The organism is Marinobacter sp. LV10MA510-1 (assembly GCF_002563885.1).
GTDB lineage: Bacteria > Pseudomonadota > Gammaproteobacteria > Pseudomonadales > Oleiphilaceae > Marinobacter.
Genome location: NZ_PDJA01000001.1, coordinates 2,022,147 through 2,041,723, shown reverse-complemented (window position 1 = coordinate 2,041,723; position 19,577 = coordinate 2,022,147). Strand labels below are relative to the sequence as shown.

The window sequence follows — 19,577 nt, the reverse complement described above, 5'->3', positions numbered from 1 at the left end:
GCCATGACTCAGCAACTATGTGGGGCTCGTGGGGTTAATGCGGCGAAAACAGCGGTGGTTGTCGGAGCCGGATTTGGCGGACTTGCTGTTGCCTTACGCTTGTTGGCTCGAGGTTATAAGGTCGATCTGCTGGAAAAGCACGAGGATTTGGGGGGTCGAGCCAGAACCTTCGAGCTGGATGGCCACAGCTTTGATGCCGGGCCAACCGTCATCACCGCGCCTTTTCTTTTTGCTGAATTATTCGAACGTTTTGGTGAAGTTCTGAAAGATCAGGTGACACTGTTGCCGGTGTCGCCTTTTTACCGCATGGACTTTGCCGATGGCAGTCACTTTGACTATCACGGCACAACAGAGGCGCTGGTTGCAGAGATTGACCGGCTGTCGCCGGGCGAAGGCGAACATTACCCGCAATTTCTACAAGCCGCCGAAGCAATGTACGATCGTGGCTTCACCGAGTTGGCACAGCGGCCTTTTACCCGGGTTGCGGACATGCTGGAGGTTTTGCCAGACCTCATTAAGCTCAGGGCCGACCGGAGTATTTACCAATTTGTTTCTCAGTTTTTCAGCGATGAGCGTCTGCGCAGAGCTTTTTCTGTGCCTTCCCTGCTGGTGGGGGGCAACCCGTTTCAGACATCGTCACTTTACGCCCTGATTCATGCTTTGGAGCGTAAAAGCGGTGTTTGGTATGTACAAGGCGGAACCGGTGCGCTAATTAAGGCATTGGCGGAGCTGTTTCAGCGATACGGCGGTCGCTTGCACGTCGGCCAGTCAGTTCAGCATCTGGACATGGACGGCTTGAACGTGCGCGCCGCTGTGACCGACCAGGGCCGACGTTTTGATGCCGACTTGGTGGTGAGTAACGCGGACCCGCTCTACGTTTATGACCACTGGATTGAAAGAACCACCCGCCAGCGGCTTGCCGACAGCCACAGGGCCCGGTTAAAGCAGTCTATGGGGCTGTTTGTGCTTTATTTCACCACCGAGCGGGTTTACTCCGACATTGAGCACCACACGATTGTGTTCGGTGAAACCTTTCGGGAAATTTTGACCGAGATCTTTGAACAGCGCCAGATTCCGGAAGATTTGAGTCTTTACTTGCACCGGCCCGGCGCGACAGACCCGACCATGGCGCCAAAAAATGGTGACGCCTTTTATGTGCTGGCCCCGGTTCCTAATCTTCAGGGCAATCAGGATTGGGATCAGATTTCTACTGACATTGAAAATCAAATTATCAGCATTTTGACTCAACGCCTCATGCCGGACCTTCCGCAGCAGATCCGCGCCAAGCGCAGCATTTCGCCCACCTATTTCCACACTGAGCTGAACAGTCCCTTTGGCAGCGGGTTCTCTATTGCGCCTACGCTCACACAGTCGGCCGGGCTGCGCTTTCATAACCAGTCGCCGCGCTATCGAAACCTGTTTTTTGTGGGTGCTGGTGTTCATCCAGGCGCAGGCGTGCCGGGTGTGGTGTGCTCGGCCGGTGTGGTTGAGCGCTTAGTGGTCAGAGCCTTTGAAACTCAGCCTGACATCGAAGCGGGAGCGCCAGCAGGCACCGCCATCAGAGGCGTGAAATGAATGAGTCGGTTGCCGAGACCAGTCTATCCGCAACCGGCGCCGATGTTTTGCGGCGCAAGGGGAAGAGCTTTTATTGGGCTGGCCAGCTATTGACCGCAGAACAGCTTGAGAGCGCCGCAGGCCTGTATCAGATATGCCGAAACATAGATGACCTGGCAGACGAGGCATCCACGCCCGCCCAGGCGATGGCAGCTGACCGGCAGCTTGGTGAATTTCACCAGGCACTGATATCCCGGCCAACATTGGCTGACGAAAAGCCCAAGCTCTACCACCAGGCGGAATTGCTGCTGGGAGAACATCCGTTGGCGCTGAGCGCATTGGGTGATCTTGTTGACACGGTGCGTCGGGATCTTGACCTTGTGAGAGTGGCGGATCAGGCCGAACTCCTTCGTTATTGCTACGGTGTGGCGGGAACGGTAGGGGTTATGATGACGTGCCTGTTGAACGCACGTGAGCGGGAAAAAGCCCTACCGCACGCTATTGATTTAGGAATTGCCATGCAGCTGACCAACATCTCTCGAGATGTTCTGGAGGATGCCCACTTGAACCGCTTTTACCTGCCGGCCGATGGGGCAGCGGGCACGATTGAGCCAGAAAATATTGTGGCTGGAAATCGAGTTGCCCGGCACCAAGCCTGGTTGGGCGTCCGCGATCTGCTTGGGATGTCCGAGGTCTACTATCGCAGTGGGTGGCATGGGTTGGGTTATCTGCCGTTCAGAGCACGTTTGGCCATTGCCGTTGCTGCAAAGGTCTATCGGCAAATTGGCCGACAGATTCTGCAAAGGGGCGAACAACGCTATTGGCAGAGCCGATGTGTGGTTGGCTCAGCCGAGAAACTGAGGGTGTCTGTGGGGGCCGTTGTTCAACTGGCGGCAGGTGCAGTCAATCGCCAGTCTATTCGTCACGATCACGCATTGCATCAAGGCCTGACAACCAGTCTTGAACTGCGCCAGCCTGAAAAGCGATGAACCGTCGTCTTGAATTCGAACTTGAATCTGGACCAAAGCCCACAAGCCAGCGCGCCGCGCCAAACGCCGAGTATGACCTTGTCATTATCGGAGCCGGATTAGCCGGGCTCAGCCTGGCCTGCTGGCTCTTTCAGTTGGCAGAAGAGGGGCAAAAAACATTGCCCAGAGTGTGTTTTCTCGAACCACGAACATCCTACAGTAACGATCGAACATGGTGTTTCTGGGACCTTGAGCCGCATCCTTTTCGCGATCTTATCACCCATCGCTGGTTTCGCTGGCAGGTCAGCCAAGGCAATCAAATAGCGTGTCAGTCTGACGGAAACGCTGCTTACGCAATGCTGCCGGCAGATGTTTTGTATCGGTATGCATTGGCCAAAATAGACGATATTCCGGCCTTTGATTTGCACCTTGGTGTGACCGTTAGCGGCATTGAATACACCGATGATGGCGCCTTGGTGTCGGCGGATCAACGCCGTTGGCAGGCAAAGGCCGTCATAGATACGCGCCCTCCCGACAAGGGTCAGCTGATATCCGACGTTGGGTTTTGGCAGGTTTTTTCAGGCCTTGAGATTACCTGTCCCAAGCACGGTTTTGATACCTCTACGGCCACACTGATGGATTTTCAGCCTGGATACCCGCACCCGTGTTTTTTGTACCTGTTGCCTCTCGACGAGGACCACTTTCTGATTGAATGGACCGGGTTTCAACCAGAGAAGGAGCCTGCGCCGGGCTATCGCTCAGACCTTGATTCATGGCTGCAGCGACAGAACCTGGGGTATTACGAAGTCACAAGAGAGGAGTCTGGTAGCCTGCCTATGTTACGCATGCCGAATGTTCAGAACTCTGGTCGGGTGATCAGGGCAGGCGTTGGTGCAGGCTGGATGAGGGCCGCCACCGGTTATCATTTTGTGAGTTGCCAAAGAGGCAGCGCGGCTCTTGCCCGGCAAATTCTTGCGGCTCACGCTAGTGGCGACTGGATGCTTCAGGGCCCAAGTGTGCGGGCTGGCTGGCTCGACTGGATGGACAGCGTGTTTCTGCGGGCACTGAAGCGGCATCCGGACAAAGCGCCACAATGGTTCGTGAAGCTGTTTGCCGCCACTAGCGCGGCACAAATGAGCCGGTTCATGAACGACCAGCCACGCTGGCGTGATGCTCTAGCAGTGGCCAGCGCGCTACCGCCAGGGCCCTTTATGCGGGCGGCGCTGCCATGGTGATAAACGATAACGCCACGACTGACAATGTGCTTTATCGGAGTTCCGGCGGGCGCCGTCACCAGCGCGTGATATTGACTATTGCCAGCCTCGCGCTGATCGTCGGCGTTATGCTGCCGGCCCTGTCGATTGAGCAACAGTTCTGGATTGTGTTGCTGCCGATTGGTGTGTTCGGTCTGTCCCACGGCGGCGCTGATCCCATGATTCTCAAGAAACTGACCGCAACGTCATCTAGCGGTTTGTTCGTTGTTCTGTGCGCCTACCTGATGGCCTCGTTGGCTTTTGTTGCGCTAATCTGGGTGCTGCCGGTGGTGGCGCTGCTGGTGTTTCTGGGGTTGTCGATCTGGCATTTTGGCTATACCGACGAAGCGTTCCTGAGCTCGGCGAAAAACCCTTTATTGCTTTGGCTAAGTGGCAGCATGCCCATTCTTGGGCCAATACTCGGGCATCCGCAGCAAACAAGCGAGTTATTTGCTTGGCTGATTAAGATGGAAACACCGGTAGTTTTGGACATTCTGGTATGGCTTGGGCCGTGTTTGGCCGTGCTTTGGCTTTTGGGTTTCGGATACCTGTTGATTGGGCGCCTCAGCCGACCAGATCCAAGAGTGTTGTTGGAGTTATGCTTGGTGGGCGCGGTCTTGATCGCATTGCCACCGCTTCTTGGATTCGCGTTCTATTTTTGTGCGATTCACAGCGTGCGTCATTTCCTTTCGATTGCAGAACACCGCTTGTTGTCGAATCAAAAAAGTCTATTCCAGGCGTTTCCGGTCGGTAAAGTCTTGCCTGCAACGCTGGGGGCGATCGCAATGGCGTGCGTCGCCTGGGGAGTGATCGTACTTATCGAGCCTGCCCCGAGTTTGTTCGTTGAAGCGGTCAGAGTCATGTTCTGGGCGCTGGCCGCGTTAACACTTCCCCACGCTATCATCGTCAGATTATGGTGGAGCCAGCGGCTTTCTGAGTGAGAGGGCTGCTCAAAAAGATCGGGGACAGATTTCAAATCTGTCCCCTAAGAGCAAAAAAACCGAGGCCTGAGCCCCGGTTTTTCCTATTCAGCCTTGCGAGCTTAAAACAGCACGCGGCAACGAATGGTGCCTTTCACTTCCAGCAGTTTTTCCAGCGCCAGTTCACCGTAGGCTTTGTCGACGTCGATCACCACGTAGCCAATGTCGTCCTTGGTTTGCAGGTACTGACCGCAGACGTTGATGCCATTAGTGGAGAACACTTGGTTGATTTCTGACATCACGCCCGGCACGTTTTCGTGAATGTGCAGCAGCCGATGCTGGTTCGGGTGCGAGGGCAGGGCCACTTCGGGGAAGTTTACTGACGATACAGAGGTACCGTTGTCGCTGTACATGGACAGCTTTTCAGCGACTTCACGACCGATATTTTCCTGGGCTTCTATGGTAGAGCCACCCACGTGGGGGGTGAGAATTACGTTGTCGAATTCGCGCAGCGGTGAGATAAACTCTTCGCTGTTGGATTTTGGTTCAACCGGGAAAACGTCGACGGCAGCGCCCAGCAACTTGCCGCTGCGCAGGGAGTCAGCCAGGGCGTCAATATCGACCACGGTGCCGCGGGATGCGTTCATCAGAATAGAACCCGGCTTCATTTGCGCCAGTTGCTCGGCTTTGAACATATACTTGGTGGCTGCGGTTTCCGGTACGTGCAGGCTCACCACATCACACAGGTTTAGCAGTTCCTGCATGGAACCCACTTGCGTGGCGTTACCGATGGAGAGTTTGGATACAACATCGTAAAAGTACACTTCCATGCCCAAGCCTTCGGCCAGCACACTGAACTGGGTGCCGATGTTGCCATAGCCAATAATGCCCAGCTTCTTGCCGCGGATTTCATAGCTGTGTTTGGCTGATTTCAGCCATTCGCCACGGTGGGCCTTGGCGTTCTTTTCCGGCACGCCGCGCAGCAAAAAAATGGCTTGCGCCAACACCAGTTCGGCGACCGAGCGGGTGTTTGAGAAGGGCGCATTAAACACCGCCACACCGCGGCGCGTGGCTGCCTGCAGGTCTACCTGATTGGTACCAATGCAGAAGCAACCCACCGCCACCAGTTTCTTGGCGGCTTCGAATACGGCCTCTGTCAGCTGCGTGCGCGATCGGAGGCCGACAAAATGGGCGTCAGCGATTTTCTCGATCAGCTCGTCTTCAGCCAACGAGTGCGACAGGGACTCAATGTTGGTGTAACCGGCGGCGTGCAGAGAATCGAGTGCAGATTGATGCACGCCTTCCAGCAACAGAATTCGGATCTTGCTTTTTTTCAGAGACATATTGGACATGGGCTTACTTTCCAACTTTTTGTCGCGTTTAACCACCCGTGGCCAGGCATCTCAGCTTTACATCGCATGGGCTGGCTCACAGAACAGGGGCGGCATGATAACATATTCCTTGGCGTTGGCAGCGTGCCAGGCATCCCCGTTTTTATGCGGACCTGGCGTTGCTAGCCGGTCTCGTTTTGACCCTGCCGCCCTATTTTAAGACACACTTGCGCGAGAACCCAGCCTGATGACACCTGAACAAACCATTGCCGCCCTGAAGCAACTGATGGCCCAGGGCGACGCCCCGGGCAAAGTGCTGACAGATCCGACTGATCTTGCCACCTACGGCACCGACTGGACCCGGATATACACCCCGAACCCGGTCGCTATTGTGTTGCCAAAAACCACCGAACAGGTGCAAGCGTTGGTTCAGTTCGCCAATCAAAACAAAGTTGCTTTGGTGCCTTCGGGCGGTCGTACCGGCTTGAGCGCCGGCGCCGTAGCCGCCAACGGTGAAGTGGTGGTGGCGTTTGACAACATGAACCAGATTTTGGACTTCAACGCCAGCGACCGCACCGTGCGTTGCCAGGCCGGCGTTATTACTGAACAGCTGCAGAATTTTGCCGAAGAAAACGGCCTCTATTACCCGGTGGACTTTGCGTCCGCCGGCTCCAGCCAGCTGGGCGGTAACCTGTCCACCAACGCCGGTGGCATCAAAGTTATCCGCTACGGCATGAGCCGCGATTGGGTTGCCGGCCTGAAAGTTGTCACGGGTAAAGGCGATGTGCTGGACTTGAACAAAGACCTGGAAAAGAACAACACCGGCTACGACCTGCGCCACTTGTTCATCGGTGCTGAAGGCACCCTGGGTTTTATTACCGAAGCCACCATGAAGCTGTCACGCCAGCCCGACAACCTGACCGTGTTGGTGCTGGGCCTGAACGACCTGGGCAGCACCATGGACGTGTTGAATACCTTCCGCAGCAAGCTGGACTTAACCGCCTACGAATTTTTCTCACACCAGGCGATGAATCACGTGCTGGCCCATGGTCAGGTAAAAGCGCCGTTTGACACCGAAGCGCCTTACTACGCGCTGCTGGAATTCGAAGCGGTGTCTGACCAGGTGATGGAACAAGCCATGGAGCTGTTCGAGCAGTGCATGGAAAACGGCTGGGTGCTCGACGGCGTGATCAGCCAAAGCGAAACCCAGGCCCAGAACCTGTGGCTGCTACGTGAGCGCATCTCCGAATCTATCGCCCCGCGCATCCCCTACAAAAACGACATTTCTGTGGTGGTATCCCGAGTGCCGGGCTTTCTGGAAGAAATCAACCAGGTGGTCAGCGACCACTATCCGGATTTTGAAATTATCTGGTTTGGTCACATCGGCGACGGCAACCTGCACCTGAACATCCTCAAACCTGAGGACATGGCGAAAGAAGACTTCTTCGAAAAGTGCCAGCAGGTTAACAAGTGGGTGTTTGAAATCGTCGAAAGATACCAAGGCAGCGTGTCCGCCGAACACGGCGTGGGCATGACCAAAAAAGCTTACCTACAGTACACCCGCAGCGAAGTTGAAATTGCGTATCTGAGAGGCATCAAGCAGGTTTTTGACCCTAACGGCATCATCAATCCGGGTAAAATCTTCGACTGATAAGGCTAGCGCGGACATGAAGCGACACATCGTAGTACTCACCGGCGCTGGCATCAGCGCCGAAAGTGGCCTGGCCACCTTCCGTGACAACGACGGGCTGTGGGAAAAACACAACGTACACGACGTAGCCACCCCCGAAGCCTTTCAGCGCGACCCGGCGCTGGTGCTTCGCTTCTACAACGAACGCCGCCGCCAACTGGCCAACACCCAACCCAACCGCGCTCACCGCTTGCTGGCCGAGCTGGAGCTCCGTTATCAGGTGACCATAGTCACCCAGAACGTAGACGACCTGCACGAACGCGGCGGTTCTACCCAGGTGTTACATCTGCATGGCGAACTCACCAAAGCTCGCAGCAGCAAGAAACCCCAAATCATCCACAACATCGGCTACCGTGATATCAGCCTGGGTGAGCGCAGCCAGGACGGCAGCCAGCTGCGCCCCCACATCGTCTGGTTTGGCGAAGAAGTCCCGATGCTGGAAGCCGCTATAGAAATAGTCCGCAGCGCCGACGACCTGCTCATAGTGGGCACATCCCTACAAGTTTACCCAGCCGCCGGCCTGGTTCACGAAGTAGAACTCGACGTGCCCATAACCGTCATCGACCCGGCCACCCCCACAGGAAGAGTCTCCCGCGCCCGGTTTATCCAAAAAAGCGCAGTGGAAGGCGTAGCAGAATGGGTAAACAGTTTTATGCGGTAAACAAAGACGTATAGCCAGCTAGGGAGCCTTTGAACAACTCCTGGATTTCTCTGAAAGCCCCGAAGAGCGCTCTCTGAAGGCTTCATCTGCGGCGTTGCGACTCTTGCCAAGGACTTAGGCCATTGGCGGCGAGCCGCGCCTTGCCTCTACAGCCTTCAGTTCGCGGAGAGACGATTCAGGAGTTATTCAGAGGCTCCTTAGATACTTAAGCGACATTTGCATCCGAAACCTCCGCCCCAGGCGTATCTTTTCCGCTTTTGCTGACGAAGAAACAGGGCCCCTCAACGGCGGGCGTCCTCTATTAAAGAAACCCCCTTTGAAGCGTTTTGCACTCACACTGCTGTTGTTTAATGGCCTGTTGCTGGCGTTGCTGCTACCACGTTATCCATGGATTCCCTGGGCTGCCGCCGAGTCATTAATGGTATGTGCGGTGTTCAGCCTATTGTTGCCATCCCTCCTCACGCGGGCACTGGCCGGCGTAGTGGGTGCGTTATATGCTTTGCTGGCATTATTTACGCTAAGCGATCCGCTGGTTCGCCAAAGTCTCGGACGGGGGTTCAACCTTTACCCGAAATTATGCGTGGTCGGCTCAGTGATCGATCTGATGCAAAGTAACCTCGGCGTTGGCCTTTCATTGCCGATCCTGATAATTCCGTTAATAGCGTTTGGCGGCCTGGGCCTCTGGGTTAGCCAACTGCTGCACCGGCTCGGTAGCGGCGTGCCCGTAAGTTTTAGCAAGGCAATGCTTGCCGCCGGGTCGCTGATAGTGGCGGTGTCATTCCTGCCCCAGTTGGTGGTGGATCTCAGCGCCGCCCAGCTGACAGCCGATCAGGCACAGCTCGCTCTGAACCCCCGTCGCTCAACGGCAGAATTCAGCCAGCGCCTGGCGGAGACGACCCGGCGGCAGGAAAACCTTCACCGCTATCGAGGTTTACAGACACTGATGTAGTTTTCGGCTTTATCGAACCTTACGGTATCTCTGCTCTTGCGGATGTTCGCTTTCAACTCCCTATCGGCCCGCGCCTCGACAAAATGGAGGCTGTGGTTCGCGCAGCGGGCCGACGCATAGTTTCTGGCCGTTTGCGATCGCCATTGCAAGGCGGGCAATCCTGGCTGGCTCACGCCACGTTGTTAAGCGGCCAGAGGGCCGGGCAATAGGTTACAACCGCATATACGAAGCCACCACCATGAAGTACCAGGGGCCCGCGTTTAACTGGGTAACCATGCCGGATCAGTACACCTAGTCCCGGTTTCAGCAACGAGTTCGTGAAGAAACCGCTGCGTCGGTGTTTGCAGAAATAGCCCTGACCAGCAGCCACTCAGTCTGGGTGCCTATTTTGCCGGTGCTGGATGATTGGAGGCGTGTAGGCAATGGCACGGCGTTCACTCAATGGAAAGGTGCCGGTGAGGAACCTGCCAGCCTGTTGCGAGAGCCTGATAGTGCTCGCGAACACTACGCCCTTGCCATTAATTACGCCCTGAATGTGGCAACTGGATATGTGACACGCCATGTGGACGAGAATACTCTGCTGGTGCCGCAGGGCGATCATCAGGCAGCGCCGCTGGTGACCGGCGAAGGCGCCAACCGAGATGTAATCGTTCACGTCATTAGCGGCAATCCAGAGTTACTTGCGCCGTTTCTGGCTGCCAAAGACAGCGGGCGCGGTTTTCCCGGTTTCCAACGGGGTGTATAACCAGATCTGGGTCGTGCTGGCCCCAGCATGGCGAGCTTTCGCCCTTTCCTGCTCAGAGAATTCAGCCGCTTGCCCTTTCTCACCGAAGTGGCCTCCACAGAGGCTATTGAACGTTAAGGGGAACCGAGGCAGTGCGGCGAACCAACAGCTTAGTGGTGGGATTGGAAGGCCCGGAGCTTGCGCTTCAGGCCTTTTTTTATTCGGAACATACACAGTTCCCCGTAATCGCTTAAATTCTTTTTTATTGCACTGAGATATTACAATATTTTACAATTTTATGGTGGTAATTAGCTGTTTTTACGCTAGTTTTGTGTGAAAATTATTTAGACGGTGCGTGATTACGGCACTTCCTCGATTGCAAGCCCCTACTACTTCACGTCGATGAGTATAAGTTTCAATCTGCTGGCCTTAAAGCCGTGTACTGTGATCAAGAAACGTAAAGCTGGGGCTCTCCCCCCACTACCCAAATCATCGTGCTGGTTTTAATAAGGCAGTGGAAGATACAAGACATATTATAGAAACATGCCTCTGACTTTTCAGTGAGCTCAACATTAAGTGCTGCTCACCGACATCAATAACAGATATATCAAAACCTCAGCAATCCAGAAAATGGAGAATTAAAATGACTGAAACCGTGTCTACTGAAAACCGTGACCTATTAAATGTGAGCAATTCCTGGAAAACAAGGTTTAAAATTTTACAAAAAATTGGTGCGGATAAACAGTTTGTCTATAAAGCCATGAGTTCTAAAGAATATAAAGAGCTTAGCTTTAAAGAGAAAAGCAAGATATCTTTCAATATCCTGGCTTTTTTGTTTGGCCCTCTTTACTACTTTAGTAAAAAAATGTGGGTCAAAGGCGCTGCAATCGTCGGTGCGACATGGGTACTGGCAGTTTTGCTAACCCTTGTTGAAGCCGTTATTGGCACTGCATTACCGGCTGTGCTTTATTGGATTCCATCAGCCGTAATTTGCGCTCAGCTAGCCAACTATGATTACTTTCGAAAAGTAATGCATGATGAAAAGATGTGGCATGGCTCTCCAAAAATACTGTCGAAGCCAGCAGGAGCAATTGGATTTCCGCTAGTGGCTTTGATTTTTTTGTTTGGAGCGTCAACATTTGGTCCCACCTATGTCGAAGAAACAAGAAGTCAGACGCTGGCGGACGTTAGCGGTGTTTGGCGTGGCAATACGGATGGAGCAATGATTACAATTTCTTTGGCCGAAAAAACAAAAGACCTAAATATAAACGGTACGCGAATACCCGTTACCGTTCAGTCCGTGGATCAAGAGAATCATGTTGTTACCCTTGGTGTAGACTTAGCCAATGGGCAACAAGCTTCTTGGGCATTACGCCAATTATTTGATCAAGAAAGACGCTTTACACTGCAAATGACGCTTCATGACGGGACGCAAGACGGTCTCTCGTTTGTAAGAGATTTATAAGCATTTGATAGGCGCAATAACTCGGATTGCCCAAAGCTGCGGCGCGGCTTTAGGCAATCCGTTATGCAAAAAGTTATACGCCACTGGAATACGGGTTGGCTCGCTATCCTTCATTCAGCACCTTGGAATGATCAATAAATTCCCAGAAAAATAACCTTTCCCGGCATTTTCTAACATGCCGTTAACTGCCTGGAAAACACCGGGCTAGTCACCAAAAAATCGCAGTCTCAGGAAGTGCGGAACGCCGACACTCGGTCTTTCATTTCTGTTGCCAGGCGCGCAAGTGATTCGCTTGCTGTGGAGGATTGCTAGACGCCGGAGAGTGTAGGCTCTGACCTCTCAATAATTTTGGTGATATTGCCATTGACCTGCTCGGAAGTGATGGATTGTTGCTCTGCTTCGCGGGCGATTTGCTCCCCCATTCGGGTAATACGGTCAATCGCGTCACCAATATCGTTGAGTGACTGAGCGGCCTTATCGCTTGCCACTCGATTTTCTTCCACTTGCTGCAACCACTGCCTGCATAACCGCGGCGGTTTGCTGACTTTCCGTCACTAGGCTTTCAATAAGCTCGCGTATTTCAGAGGTGGATGTCTGGATTCGTTGCGCCAGAGACCGCACTTTATCCGCGACAACTGAAAACCCTCTGCCGTTTACTCCCGCCCTGGATCTATACGGTTAACCCCTAATCAGCAAACTCTGCCAAATACGCCCGCAACTCATTACCAAAAGCCGCCTGAACTCCCAACCGCTTCATCATCCAATAATGCCCCGCAATCATCCGGTCAATAAAGATACTCTCCACCGGTGGCTTGAAAGAATCCAGATACTTAAACACCGTACTGGTTTTGGCCGCCACATCCTTATGCAGCCGCGCCTGACCAAAATCGTAGGGCAGTTCAGACTCAAACGGCACCACCAGAATATCTCGCCACATGGCGTAATAGGCCTCATCAATCGCCGGTTGGCTCTCCACCCGCGCACCCAAATCAATCAAATACTGGTCCAACGCCTTATAATCCTGGTCTAAAGCAGCCGTTACAGCATTGCGGTAAGCCCTTACAATCTCTGGTTTCAGCTTTTTTACACAGCCAAAATCGTACATCACGATAGTGCCGTCCGGCCGGTAAGCAAAGTTACCGGCGTGTGGGTCACCGTGAATGCACTGAAAACGAAACAGTTGATCGGCCATCGCCGTAAAAATGCGGTGGCCGATCAGATTGATGGTGTCCTGGTTGTAACGCTCCGGGGTGATATCGCCTACGTGGTCGCCTTCTTCCAGCTCCAGAGTCATTACATGGCGGGTTGAATGGCTGCGCACCACCGCCGGAATAACCACCCAGGGATCGTTGCGATGAAACTCTCGGAACACATCAAGATTGCGGGCCTCGTTGTCGTAATCCAGCTCTTCGTGCAAACGCTCGCGGATCTCGCCGAACAGCTGGTCTACCGATTCCTTGGGCATTTTTAGCAGGCCGCCCAGCTTCAAAGCAAGGCGCAGCTGTTTAAGGTCCGAATCGCAAGATTCATCAACACCTGGATACTGCACCTTCACAATTACGTCGGTGCCATCGTGCATCCGCGCTCGATGTACCTGGCCTATCGAAGCTGCCGCATAAGGGGCTTCCTGCAAATACTCGTAAAGCTCGTGCACCGGTTTGCCCAAAGCAGTTTCAATTTGCTGGCGAATCACCTCGAAGGGCATGGGCGGCGCTTCTTTTTGAAGCTTTTGCAGGGCGTCAGAAAATTCACGGGGTAGAAAGTCTTGGGTCTGCGAGGCTATCTGGCCCACCTTCATGGCGGCGCCTTTCATTTCCCCCAGAGTGTCGGTAATACGCGCCGCCATACGGCTGTAGCTCTCACTGCGAGCGCCTTCGTCGTTTTCACTGCTGAAAAAACTGCGCGCCTTTTGGCCAGCGAATTGTCCGGCCACGGAGGCAGTCATACCTGCGAGTTTGAAGAAACGACCACTGCGGGTGGTAACCGGTTTTTTTGCCATACCAGATATACGCTCCTAACCAAAAAACGATTCAGCGTCGTCACGTTAAACTACGCTTGAGGCTGTTGTCTAAATCACTCTGGTCGACACCGACAGGCGATCTTCCAGGGTCAGTTGCAGAATTTGTCCGGATTGCAGTGGCCCGACACCTTTGGGCGTGCCCGTCAGTATTACATCCCCGGGTAACAGAGAGAACTGTGTACTGATGTGGGCAATCAGGGGCACCAACGGAAACAGCATGTCGGCGGTGTCGCCACTTTGCTGGCGCTCGCCGTTTATATCCAGACTGAAGTGCAGGCGGCGCTGGTCCAGATCGCTGGCGGGTACGAACGGCGTGAGTGGGCAGGCGCGATCAAAACCTTTAGCCCGTTCCCAGGGCTGCCCCTGCTCTTTTAGCCGGCTTTGCAGGTCACGCAGGGTTAAATCCAGCGCCAGGCCATAACCCAGTATCGCCGCTTCTGCATCGCTGGCGGAGGCGTTGGTCAGGGGCTTGCCAATCAACACTGCTAATTCGGTTTCAAAATGCACAGCGCCTTGATCCCGCGGGAAGTCCAGAGGTCTGGTCAGGTGTACGGCGGCGGTGGCGGGCTTTATGAACAACAGAGGTTCGGTCGGGACCGGGTTGTTTAGTTCTTTGGCGTGTTCTGCATAGTTACGGCCGATGCAGACAATTTTGCCAAGGGGCAAATGAATAGGAGTGGCGTCGTGCCAATGGTGCTGATAATTCACGATAGTGTCCTCCGAAATCTGCGTAAATGCAGGAAATTAATTAAGAACAGCGCTCTCACAGCTCTTATAATCAACTTACTGCATTCGTTCAGGTTTGAGGGCGGCTTATTCCCCCTCGAATGAGCATACAGTATAAACCGCTAAGTCTTCGGCCCGCAGCTTGTCGGAACCGCCCAGGTCGGGCAGGTCGATCATCGCCGCTACTTCTACAATCTCTGCGCCAATCCGCCGAATCAGCCGGGAGGCGGCTAGCATGGTGCCGCCAGTGGCTATCAGGTCGTCTACCAGAACCACTTTGTCGCCGGGTTTGAGGGCGTCTTTGTGCAGTTCCACCGAGGCGGTGCCGTATTCCAGCTCGTAGTCTTCCACCAAGGTGTCAAACGGCAGCTTGCCTTTCTTGCGAATCAACACCAACGAGGCGTTCAGTTCATACGCCAGAGCAGAGCCAATGATAAAGCCACGGGCGTCTACCGCAGCAATCGCGTCTATATGCTGGTCGTGGTAGCGGTGTACAAAGGCATCAATCAGCTTGCGAAACGCGGTTTTGTTCTGCAGCACCGTGGTGATGTCGCGAAAAGTGACACCGGGTTTCGGCCAGTCTGGAACCGTGCGGATAGCCTGCTTGATGCTCTGGGAAAAGTAATCCATGAAACGTCTGCCTTGCGCCGGAATGCCGTGATAGTGCCGCTTACGCGACATCCAGGAAAATGAATTTAAGAATAAACACCAGAGCGATAACAACCACGCTCAGATTGAGATCAGACCAACGACCGCTCAGGGCTTTCAGTACCGCGTAGGTGATAAAGCCCAGGGCGATGCCGTTAGCAATCGAGAACGTCAGCGGCATCATCAGCGCGGTGACAACTGCTGGTGCGGCATCGGTCACGTCGTCCCAGTCGATCAGCTTCAGGCCACTGGCCATTAGCACGGCCACATACAACAGCGCCGGAGCGGTGGCGTAGGCGGGAATGATGCTGGCAATGGGTGCCAGTACCAGGCACGCGGCAAACAGGCCGGCGACAACTACCGCTGTTAGGCCGGTGCGGCCACCCGCGGCGATACCGGCGGTGGATTCCACATAGCTGGTGGTGGTTGATGTGCCCAGAACAGCGCCCGACATGGTGGCTACGGAGTCTGACATAAGCGCGCGTCCCAGGCGTGGCAGTTTGCCATTTTTGTCCAGCAGGCCGCCACGCTGTGCGGCGCCGATTAAGGTGCCAGAGGTGTCAAACAGGTCAACAAACAGAAAAGCAAAAATAACGCTGATCATACCAACGTTAAACGCGCCGGCCAGGTCTAGCTGCATAAAAGTGGGGGCCAGGCTGGGCGGTGCTGAAAACAGGCCGTTGTACTCAATCATGCCGGTAGCCAACGCTACCAGGGTAACGGCAATAATGCCGATCATCACCGCTCCGGTAACGCGGCGGAACGACAGCGCGCAAATCAGAATGAAGCCGCCAAAAAACAGCAGGCTCTCGGGCGCTTTAATGTCGCCCATGCCCACCAGGGTGGCAGGGTTGTCGACCACGATTCCGGCGTTTTCAAGAGCAATCAGCGCCAGAAAGAAGCCAATGCCTGCAGAGATTCCAAAGCGCAATGACAGTGGTATAGAGTTAATGATCCACTCACGTACCTTGAAAACACTCAATGCGAAGAACAGCAAGCCCGACATAAACACGGCGCCAAGAGCCACTTGCCAGGTGTAACCCATGCTGCCCACCACGGTGAACGCGAAAAATGCGTTCAGGCCCATGCCCGGTGCCAGGGCAATCGGGTAGTTGGCCCACAGGCCCATAATCAGCGTCCCAACAACGGCTGCCAGGCAGGTGGCTACAAACACCGCGCCAAAATCCATACCGGTGGACGACAAAATACTGGGGTTAACCACGATCACATAGGCCATGGTCAAAAAGGTGGTAATACCGGCAACGACTTCCTTACGGACGTTGGTGCCGTGGGCCTGGAGTTTAAACAATCGTTCAAGCATGACGGGGGTCTGCCTCACAGATGCTGGGATTTCGGGAGTCGGTCTGATTGGAAAAATCGGGCTGCTTAAAAAACGGCAATGTTAACGCCTGACGGCTCTCAGGCCAAGGGATGATCACAGTTCCGGTTAAAACCAGCAACTTATCCGCCGTGAGGATAGGGTGGCCAGTTCATTCATAAAGCCTTTAGTCCTTGTACGGGCTGTAAGTCGTGTTTATGCAATCGAATAAGAAAGATTTATTTGCTTCATGGATTGACTGTGTTTAGCTTGAGGGCAACCAAAAGGGGGGTAGAATTTTGCCCTGTCAGAATCAAGCAACGACATCGTATGGGAGTTTCTGTGAAAGCCATTCTCTGTAAAGAATACGGCCCTGCTGACGCGCTCGTGATTGAAAATGTGCCGAGCCCTGTAGCGAAAGGCCGCGGTGTTAAAGTGCGCGTAAAAGCAGCGGGCCTGAACTTTCCTGATACGCTTATTATCGAAGGTAAATACCAGCTCAAGCCGACCTTGCCGTTTTCTCCGGGCGGCGAAATGTCGGGTGAAGTGATTGCAGTGGGAGAAAAAGTCACTCGTTTTAAAGTCGGCGATCGGGTTGCGGGCTTGACCGGCTATGGCGCGTTTGCTGAAGAAGTGATCGTACCTGAGCATAATCTGTTGCTTTTGCCAGACGGCATGAGTGACGAAAAAGCCGCTGCATTTATGATGGTTTACGGCACGTCCTATTACGCTCTGAAGCAGCGCGCGAACATCCAGGCTGGGGAAAGTCTTCTTGTTTTGGGCGCCAGTGGTGGTGTGGGGCGGGCAACGGTTGAATTGGGCAAGGCCATGGGTGCCCGTGTGATTGCTGCCGCCAGTTCAGCACAGAAGCTTGCAGTTGCCGAAGCCGCGGGTGCGGATGAGTTGATCAATTACACGGAAGAGCCCCTTAAAGACACCATAAAGCGCCTGACCAACAGCAAGGGCGTGGATGTAATTTACGACCCCGTGGGTGGTGATTACACGGAGCAGGCACTGCGAGCCATGGCCTGGAACGGCCGCCATCTGATTATTGGTTTTGCCGCGGGAGATATCTCGAAAATTCCAGCGAACTTGACGCTCTTGAAAGGCTGTTCTGTCGTCGGTGTGTTCTGGGGCAGCTTTACCCAGCGAGAGCCGGAAGCGAGTGCCCAGAACATGATGGAGCTGATGAAGCTCTACGCCGAGGGTAAAATTGATCCGAAAATCAGCGAGGTTTTCGAGTTTGAGGATTACGCCAAGGCCCTTGGTGCCCTGACTGAGCGTCGTGCTACTGGTAAGGTGGTCCTTAAAGTTGGGTTCTGAGTCCTTGTAGCCTGGCGTTGTTAAACAGCCGTTGAACTTTGCTGCTGATTCTCTAAGCTAGGCTGCGGTCCATTTTTCCCATTCGGAGCTTTACCCCGCCCATGAGCGAGCAAACTTACAACGCCGATGCCATTGAAGTTCTGAGCGGTTTAGACCCGGTGCGAAAAAGGCCGGGTATGTACACCGACACCAGTCGCCCCAATCACCTTGCCCAGGAAGTGGTCGATAACAGCGTGGACGAGGCTCTGGCCGGCCACGCAAAGCGCATTGATGTCGTGCTTTACAGCGACGGCTCACTGAGCGTGGAAGACGATGGCCGGGGCATGCCGGTGGACATGCACAAGGAAGAGGGCGTGCCGGGGGTAGAGTTGATTCTGTCGCGGCTGCACGCCGGCGGTAAGTTTTCCGAGGGTAACTACAGTTTTTCCGGTGGCTTGCACGGGGTAGGCGTGTCGGTGGTCAACGCGCTGTCGACGCATCTGGAAGTGCTGATTCGGCGCAACGGTCAGGTACACCGGATGACGTTCGCCAACGGCGATAAAGTGACTGAGCTGGAGGTCGTCGACAGCTGCGGCAAGCGTAATACCGGTACCCGGCTCAAATTCACACCGGACACTAAATATTTCGACTCGGCCAATTTCTCGGTCAGCCGCCTGCGCCACAATTTACGCGCCAAGGCGGTTTTGTGTCCTGGGTTAACAGTGACTTTTGGCCAGGAAAAAACCGGCGAGAAAGACGAGTGGTGTTATCAAGATGGCCTGCGGGACTATCTGCGTATTTCCTTGGCGGGCAGCGAAGTGGTGCCTCTTGAGCCGTTTACTGGCAGTTTTTCTGGCAACACAGAAATCGTGGACTGGGCCATCCAGTGGTTGCCTGACGGCGGTGACGCCGTTGCCGAAAGCTACGTTAACCTTATTCCAACCGCTCAGGGCGGCACCCACGTCAACGGTCTGCGCACGGGCTTATTGGAGGCCATGCGCGACTTTTGTGAGTTTCGCAACTTGCTACCCCGTGGCATTAAGTTGTCACCGGAGGACATCTGGGAGCGGGTGGTTTATGTGCTGTCATTCAAGATGCAGGAGCCGCAGTTTTCTGGCCAGACCAAAGAGCGCCTGTCATCGCGCCAGGCCGCTGCATTTATTTCTGGCGTGGTGAAAGACGCTTTCAGCCTGTGGCTGAATCAGCACACCGACATCGCCGAAATACTGGCCGAGCTTTTTATCAGCAACGCCCAGCGCCGCCTGAAAGCCAGTAAAAAAGTAGCCCGTAAACGAATTACTTCGGGCCCTGCGCTACCGGGCAAGCTGGCGGATTGCTCTGGCAGCGACACCGCTCGGTCGGAATTGTTTCTGGTGGAGGGCGATTCCGCCGGTGGCTCGGCGAAGCAGGCCCGGGACCGCGAATTTCAGGCCGTTATGCCCTTGAAGGGCAAAATTCTGAATACTTGGGAAGTGGATTCCAGCGAAGTGCTGGCGTCCCAGGAAATCCACGACATTGCGGTGGCCATCGGGGTAGATCCCGGTTCGAACGAGTTGGCCGGTTTGCGTTACAACAAGGTCTGTATTCTGGCCGATGCCGACTCCGACGGGCTTCACATCGCCACGCTGCTTTGCGCGCTGTTTGTGAAGCACTTCCGGCCGGTGGTTGCCGCCGGCCACGTGTTTGTGGCCATGCCGCCGCTGTACCGGGTAGATCTTGGCAAGCAGACCTTTTACGCTCTGGATGAATCGGAAAAGCAGGGAATTATCGACCGCCTGGCAGCAGAGAACAGCCGTGGAAAAGTGTCGGTCACGCGGTTTAAGGGCCTGGGCGAGATGAACCCGCTGCAGCTGCGCGAAACCACCATGGCGCCAGATACCCGCAGGCTGGTGATGCTGACCATTGCAGACGGTGACGACACCGACAGCTGTATGGACATGTTACTGGGTAAAAAACGGGCGCCCGATCGGCGTGCTTGGCTGGAGGCCTACGGTAATATGGCGGATGTTCCGGTATAAACTCGGGAAAATAGGCCAACCAAAAGCAAA

At 54.5% G+C, this 19,577-nt stretch carries 17 protein-coding genes and 1 pseudogene; 11 read left to right on the top strand and 7 right to left on the bottom strand.

Translation table 11 applies throughout. The annotated features are described in order from the left end of the window. Positions 1-3 precede the first annotated feature (3 nt). The 4 genes from crtI to ATI45_RS09745 are packed head-to-tail and all read left to right on the top strand — an operon-like array spanning position 4 to position 4,716. The gene (crtI, locus tag ATI45_RS09760) at positions 4-1,575 is read left to right on the top strand and encodes a phytoene desaturase family protein (protein ID WP_098419329.1); all 1,572 of its coding nucleotides are present in this window, start codon (positions 4-6) and stop codon (positions 1,573-1,575) included. Further along, positions 1,572-2,543: a phytoene/squalene synthase family protein gene (locus ATI45_RS09755; RefSeq protein WP_098419328.1), complete on the top strand. Its 972-nt coding sequence runs from the start codon at positions 1,572-1,574 to the stop codon at positions 2,541-2,543. Before crtI ends, ATI45_RS09755 begins: the two co-directional genes overlap by 4 nt. Beyond that, entirely contained in the window at positions 2,540-3,757 is a 1,218-nt protein-coding gene (locus ATI45_RS09750) for a lycopene cyclase family protein (RefSeq protein WP_098419327.1), read from the top strand. Before ATI45_RS09755 ends, ATI45_RS09750 begins: the two co-directional genes overlap by 4 nt. Further along, a complete protein-coding gene (locus ATI45_RS09745) occupies positions 3,751-4,716 on the top strand; it encodes a Brp/Blh family beta-carotene 15,15'-dioxygenase (protein WP_098419326.1) in 966 nt (321 codons plus the stop codon). The genes ATI45_RS09750 and ATI45_RS09745 overlap by 7 nt, the downstream gene beginning before the upstream one ends. 101 nt (positions 4,717-4,817) lie before the next feature. Here the strand turns inward: ATI45_RS09745 and serA are convergent, their stop codons facing one another. After that, the gene (gene serA, locus ATI45_RS09740) at positions 4,818-6,047 is read right to left on the bottom strand and encodes a phosphoglycerate dehydrogenase (RefSeq protein WP_098419325.1); all 1,230 of its coding nucleotides are present in this window, start codon (positions 6,045-6,047) and stop codon (positions 4,818-4,820) included. Positions 6,048-6,273: 226 nt separating this feature from the next. On the opposite strand from serA, the gene ATI45_RS09735 reads away from it, so the two are divergent. From ATI45_RS09735 to ATI45_RS09720, 5 genes are all read left to right on the top strand, one after another. Further along, positions 6,274-7,677, top strand: a complete 1,404-nt coding sequence (locus tag ATI45_RS09735) for an FAD-binding oxidoreductase (protein WP_098419324.1) — start codon at positions 6,274-6,276, stop codon at positions 7,675-7,677. A 16-nt stretch (positions 7,678-7,693) separates the two neighbouring features. After that, positions 7,694-8,377 carry an SIR2 family NAD-dependent protein deacylase gene (locus tag ATI45_RS09730; RefSeq protein ID WP_098419323.1) on the top strand — a complete coding sequence of 228 codons (684 nt, stop codon included), beginning with the start codon at positions 7,694-7,696 and terminating at the stop codon, positions 8,375-8,377. Between the two features lie 316 nt (positions 8,378-8,693). Further along, positions 8,694-9,326 carry a hypothetical protein gene (locus tag ATI45_RS22660; protein WP_228735960.1) on the top strand — a complete coding sequence of 211 codons (633 nt, stop codon included), beginning with the start codon at positions 8,694-8,696 and terminating at the stop codon, positions 9,324-9,326. A 337-nt stretch (positions 9,327-9,663) separates the two neighbouring features. Continuing rightward, positions 9,664-10,071, top strand: coding sequence for a hypothetical protein (locus ATI45_RS22655; RefSeq protein WP_228735959.1), 408 nt, complete (start codon positions 9,664-9,666; stop codon positions 10,069-10,071). Positions 10,072-10,693: 622 nt separating this feature from the next. Next, entirely contained in the window at positions 10,694-11,515 is an 822-nt protein-coding gene (locus ATI45_RS09720) for a DUF2628 domain-containing protein (RefSeq protein WP_098419322.1), read from the top strand. A gap of 308 nt (positions 11,516-11,823) precedes the next feature. Here ATI45_RS09720 and ATI45_RS09715 read toward each other — a convergent pair whose 3' ends face one another. From ATI45_RS09715 to ATI45_RS09690, 6 genes and pseudogenes are all read right to left on the bottom strand, one after another. After that, positions 11,824-12,003 (bottom strand): hypothetical protein, encoded by a 180-nt coding sequence (locus ATI45_RS09715; RefSeq protein WP_098419321.1) that lies wholly within the window; start codon positions 12,001-12,003, stop codon positions 11,824-11,826. Then, a pseudogene (locus tag ATI45_RS23315) lies at positions 11,990-12,172 on the bottom strand (methyl-accepting chemotaxis protein); the annotation flags it as partial. The pseudogene ATI45_RS23315 and the gene ATI45_RS09715, both read right to left, overlap by 14 nt. Positions 12,173-12,200: 28 nt before the next feature. Beyond that, a complete protein-coding gene (locus ATI45_RS09705) occupies positions 12,201-13,514 on the bottom strand; it encodes an ABC1 kinase family protein (protein WP_098419319.1) in 1,314 nt (437 codons plus the stop codon). A gap of 69 nt (positions 13,515-13,583) precedes the next feature. Beyond that, a complete protein-coding gene (locus ATI45_RS09700; protein ID WP_098419318.1) occupies positions 13,584-14,243 on the bottom strand; it encodes a fumarylacetoacetate hydrolase family protein in 660 nt (219 codons plus the stop codon). A 105-nt stretch (positions 14,244-14,348) separates the two neighbouring features. Beyond that, complete coding sequence (locus ATI45_RS09695; RefSeq protein ID WP_098419317.1) at positions 14,349-14,891, bottom strand: adenine phosphoribosyltransferase; 543 nt, start codon at positions 14,889-14,891, stop codon at positions 14,349-14,351. A gap of 40 nt (positions 14,892-14,931) precedes the next feature. Next, positions 14,932-16,230, bottom strand: a complete 1,299-nt coding sequence (locus ATI45_RS09690; RefSeq protein ID WP_098419316.1) for an NCS2 family permease — start codon at positions 16,228-16,230, stop codon at positions 14,932-14,934. A 339-nt stretch (positions 16,231-16,569) separates the two neighbouring features. On the opposite strand from ATI45_RS09690, the gene ATI45_RS09685 reads away from it, so the two are divergent. Next, entirely contained in the window at positions 16,570-17,550 is a 981-nt protein-coding gene (locus ATI45_RS09685) for an NADPH:quinone oxidoreductase family protein (protein WP_179888403.1), read from the top strand. Positions 17,551-17,651: 101 nt separating this feature from the next. Continuing rightward, a complete protein-coding gene (parE, locus tag ATI45_RS09680; RefSeq protein ID WP_098419314.1) occupies positions 17,652-19,547 on the top strand; it encodes a DNA topoisomerase IV subunit B in 1,896 nt (631 codons plus the stop codon). Positions 19,548-19,577 lie beyond the last annotated feature (30 nt).

Coding starts and splice junctions, on each gene's coding strand:
- crtI (WP_098419329.1), top strand. CDS start 4: ATGACTCAGCAACTATGTGGGGCTCGTGGGGTTAATGCGGCGAAAACA.
- ATI45_RS09755 (WP_098419328.1), top strand. CDS start 1,572: ATGAATGAGTCGGTTGCCGAGACCAGTCTATCCGCAACCGGCGCCGAT.
- ATI45_RS09750 (WP_098419327.1), top strand. CDS start 2,540: ATGAACCGTCGTCTTGAATTCGAACTTGAATCTGGACCAAAGCCCACA.
- ATI45_RS09745 (WP_098419326.1), top strand. CDS start 3,751: ATGGTGATAAACGATAACGCCACGACTGACAATGTGCTTTATCGGAGT.
- serA (WP_098419325.1), bottom strand. CDS start 6,047: ATGTCCAATATGTCTCTGAAAAAAAGCAAGATCCGAATTCTGTTGCTG.
- ATI45_RS09735 (WP_098419324.1), top strand. CDS start 6,274: ATGACACCTGAACAAACCATTGCCGCCCTGAAGCAACTGATGGCCCAG.
- ATI45_RS09730 (WP_098419323.1), top strand. CDS start 7,694: ATGAAGCGACACATCGTAGTACTCACCGGCGCTGGCATCAGCGCCGAA.
- ATI45_RS09720 (WP_098419322.1), top strand. CDS start 10,694: ATGACTGAAACCGTGTCTACTGAAAACCGTGACCTATTAAATGTGAGC.
- ATI45_RS09705 (WP_098419319.1), bottom strand. CDS start 13,514: ATGGCAAAAAAACCGGTTACCACCCGCAGTGGTCGTTTCTTCAAACTC.
- ATI45_RS09695 (WP_098419317.1), bottom strand. CDS start 14,891: ATGGATTACTTTTCCCAGAGCATCAAGCAGGCTATCCGCACGGTTCCA.
- ATI45_RS09690 (WP_098419316.1), bottom strand. CDS start 16,230: ATGCTTGAACGATTGTTTAAACTCCAGGCCCACGGCACCAACGTCCGT.
- parE (WP_098419314.1), top strand. CDS start 17,652: ATGAGCGAGCAAACTTACAACGCCGATGCCATTGAAGTTCTGAGCGGT.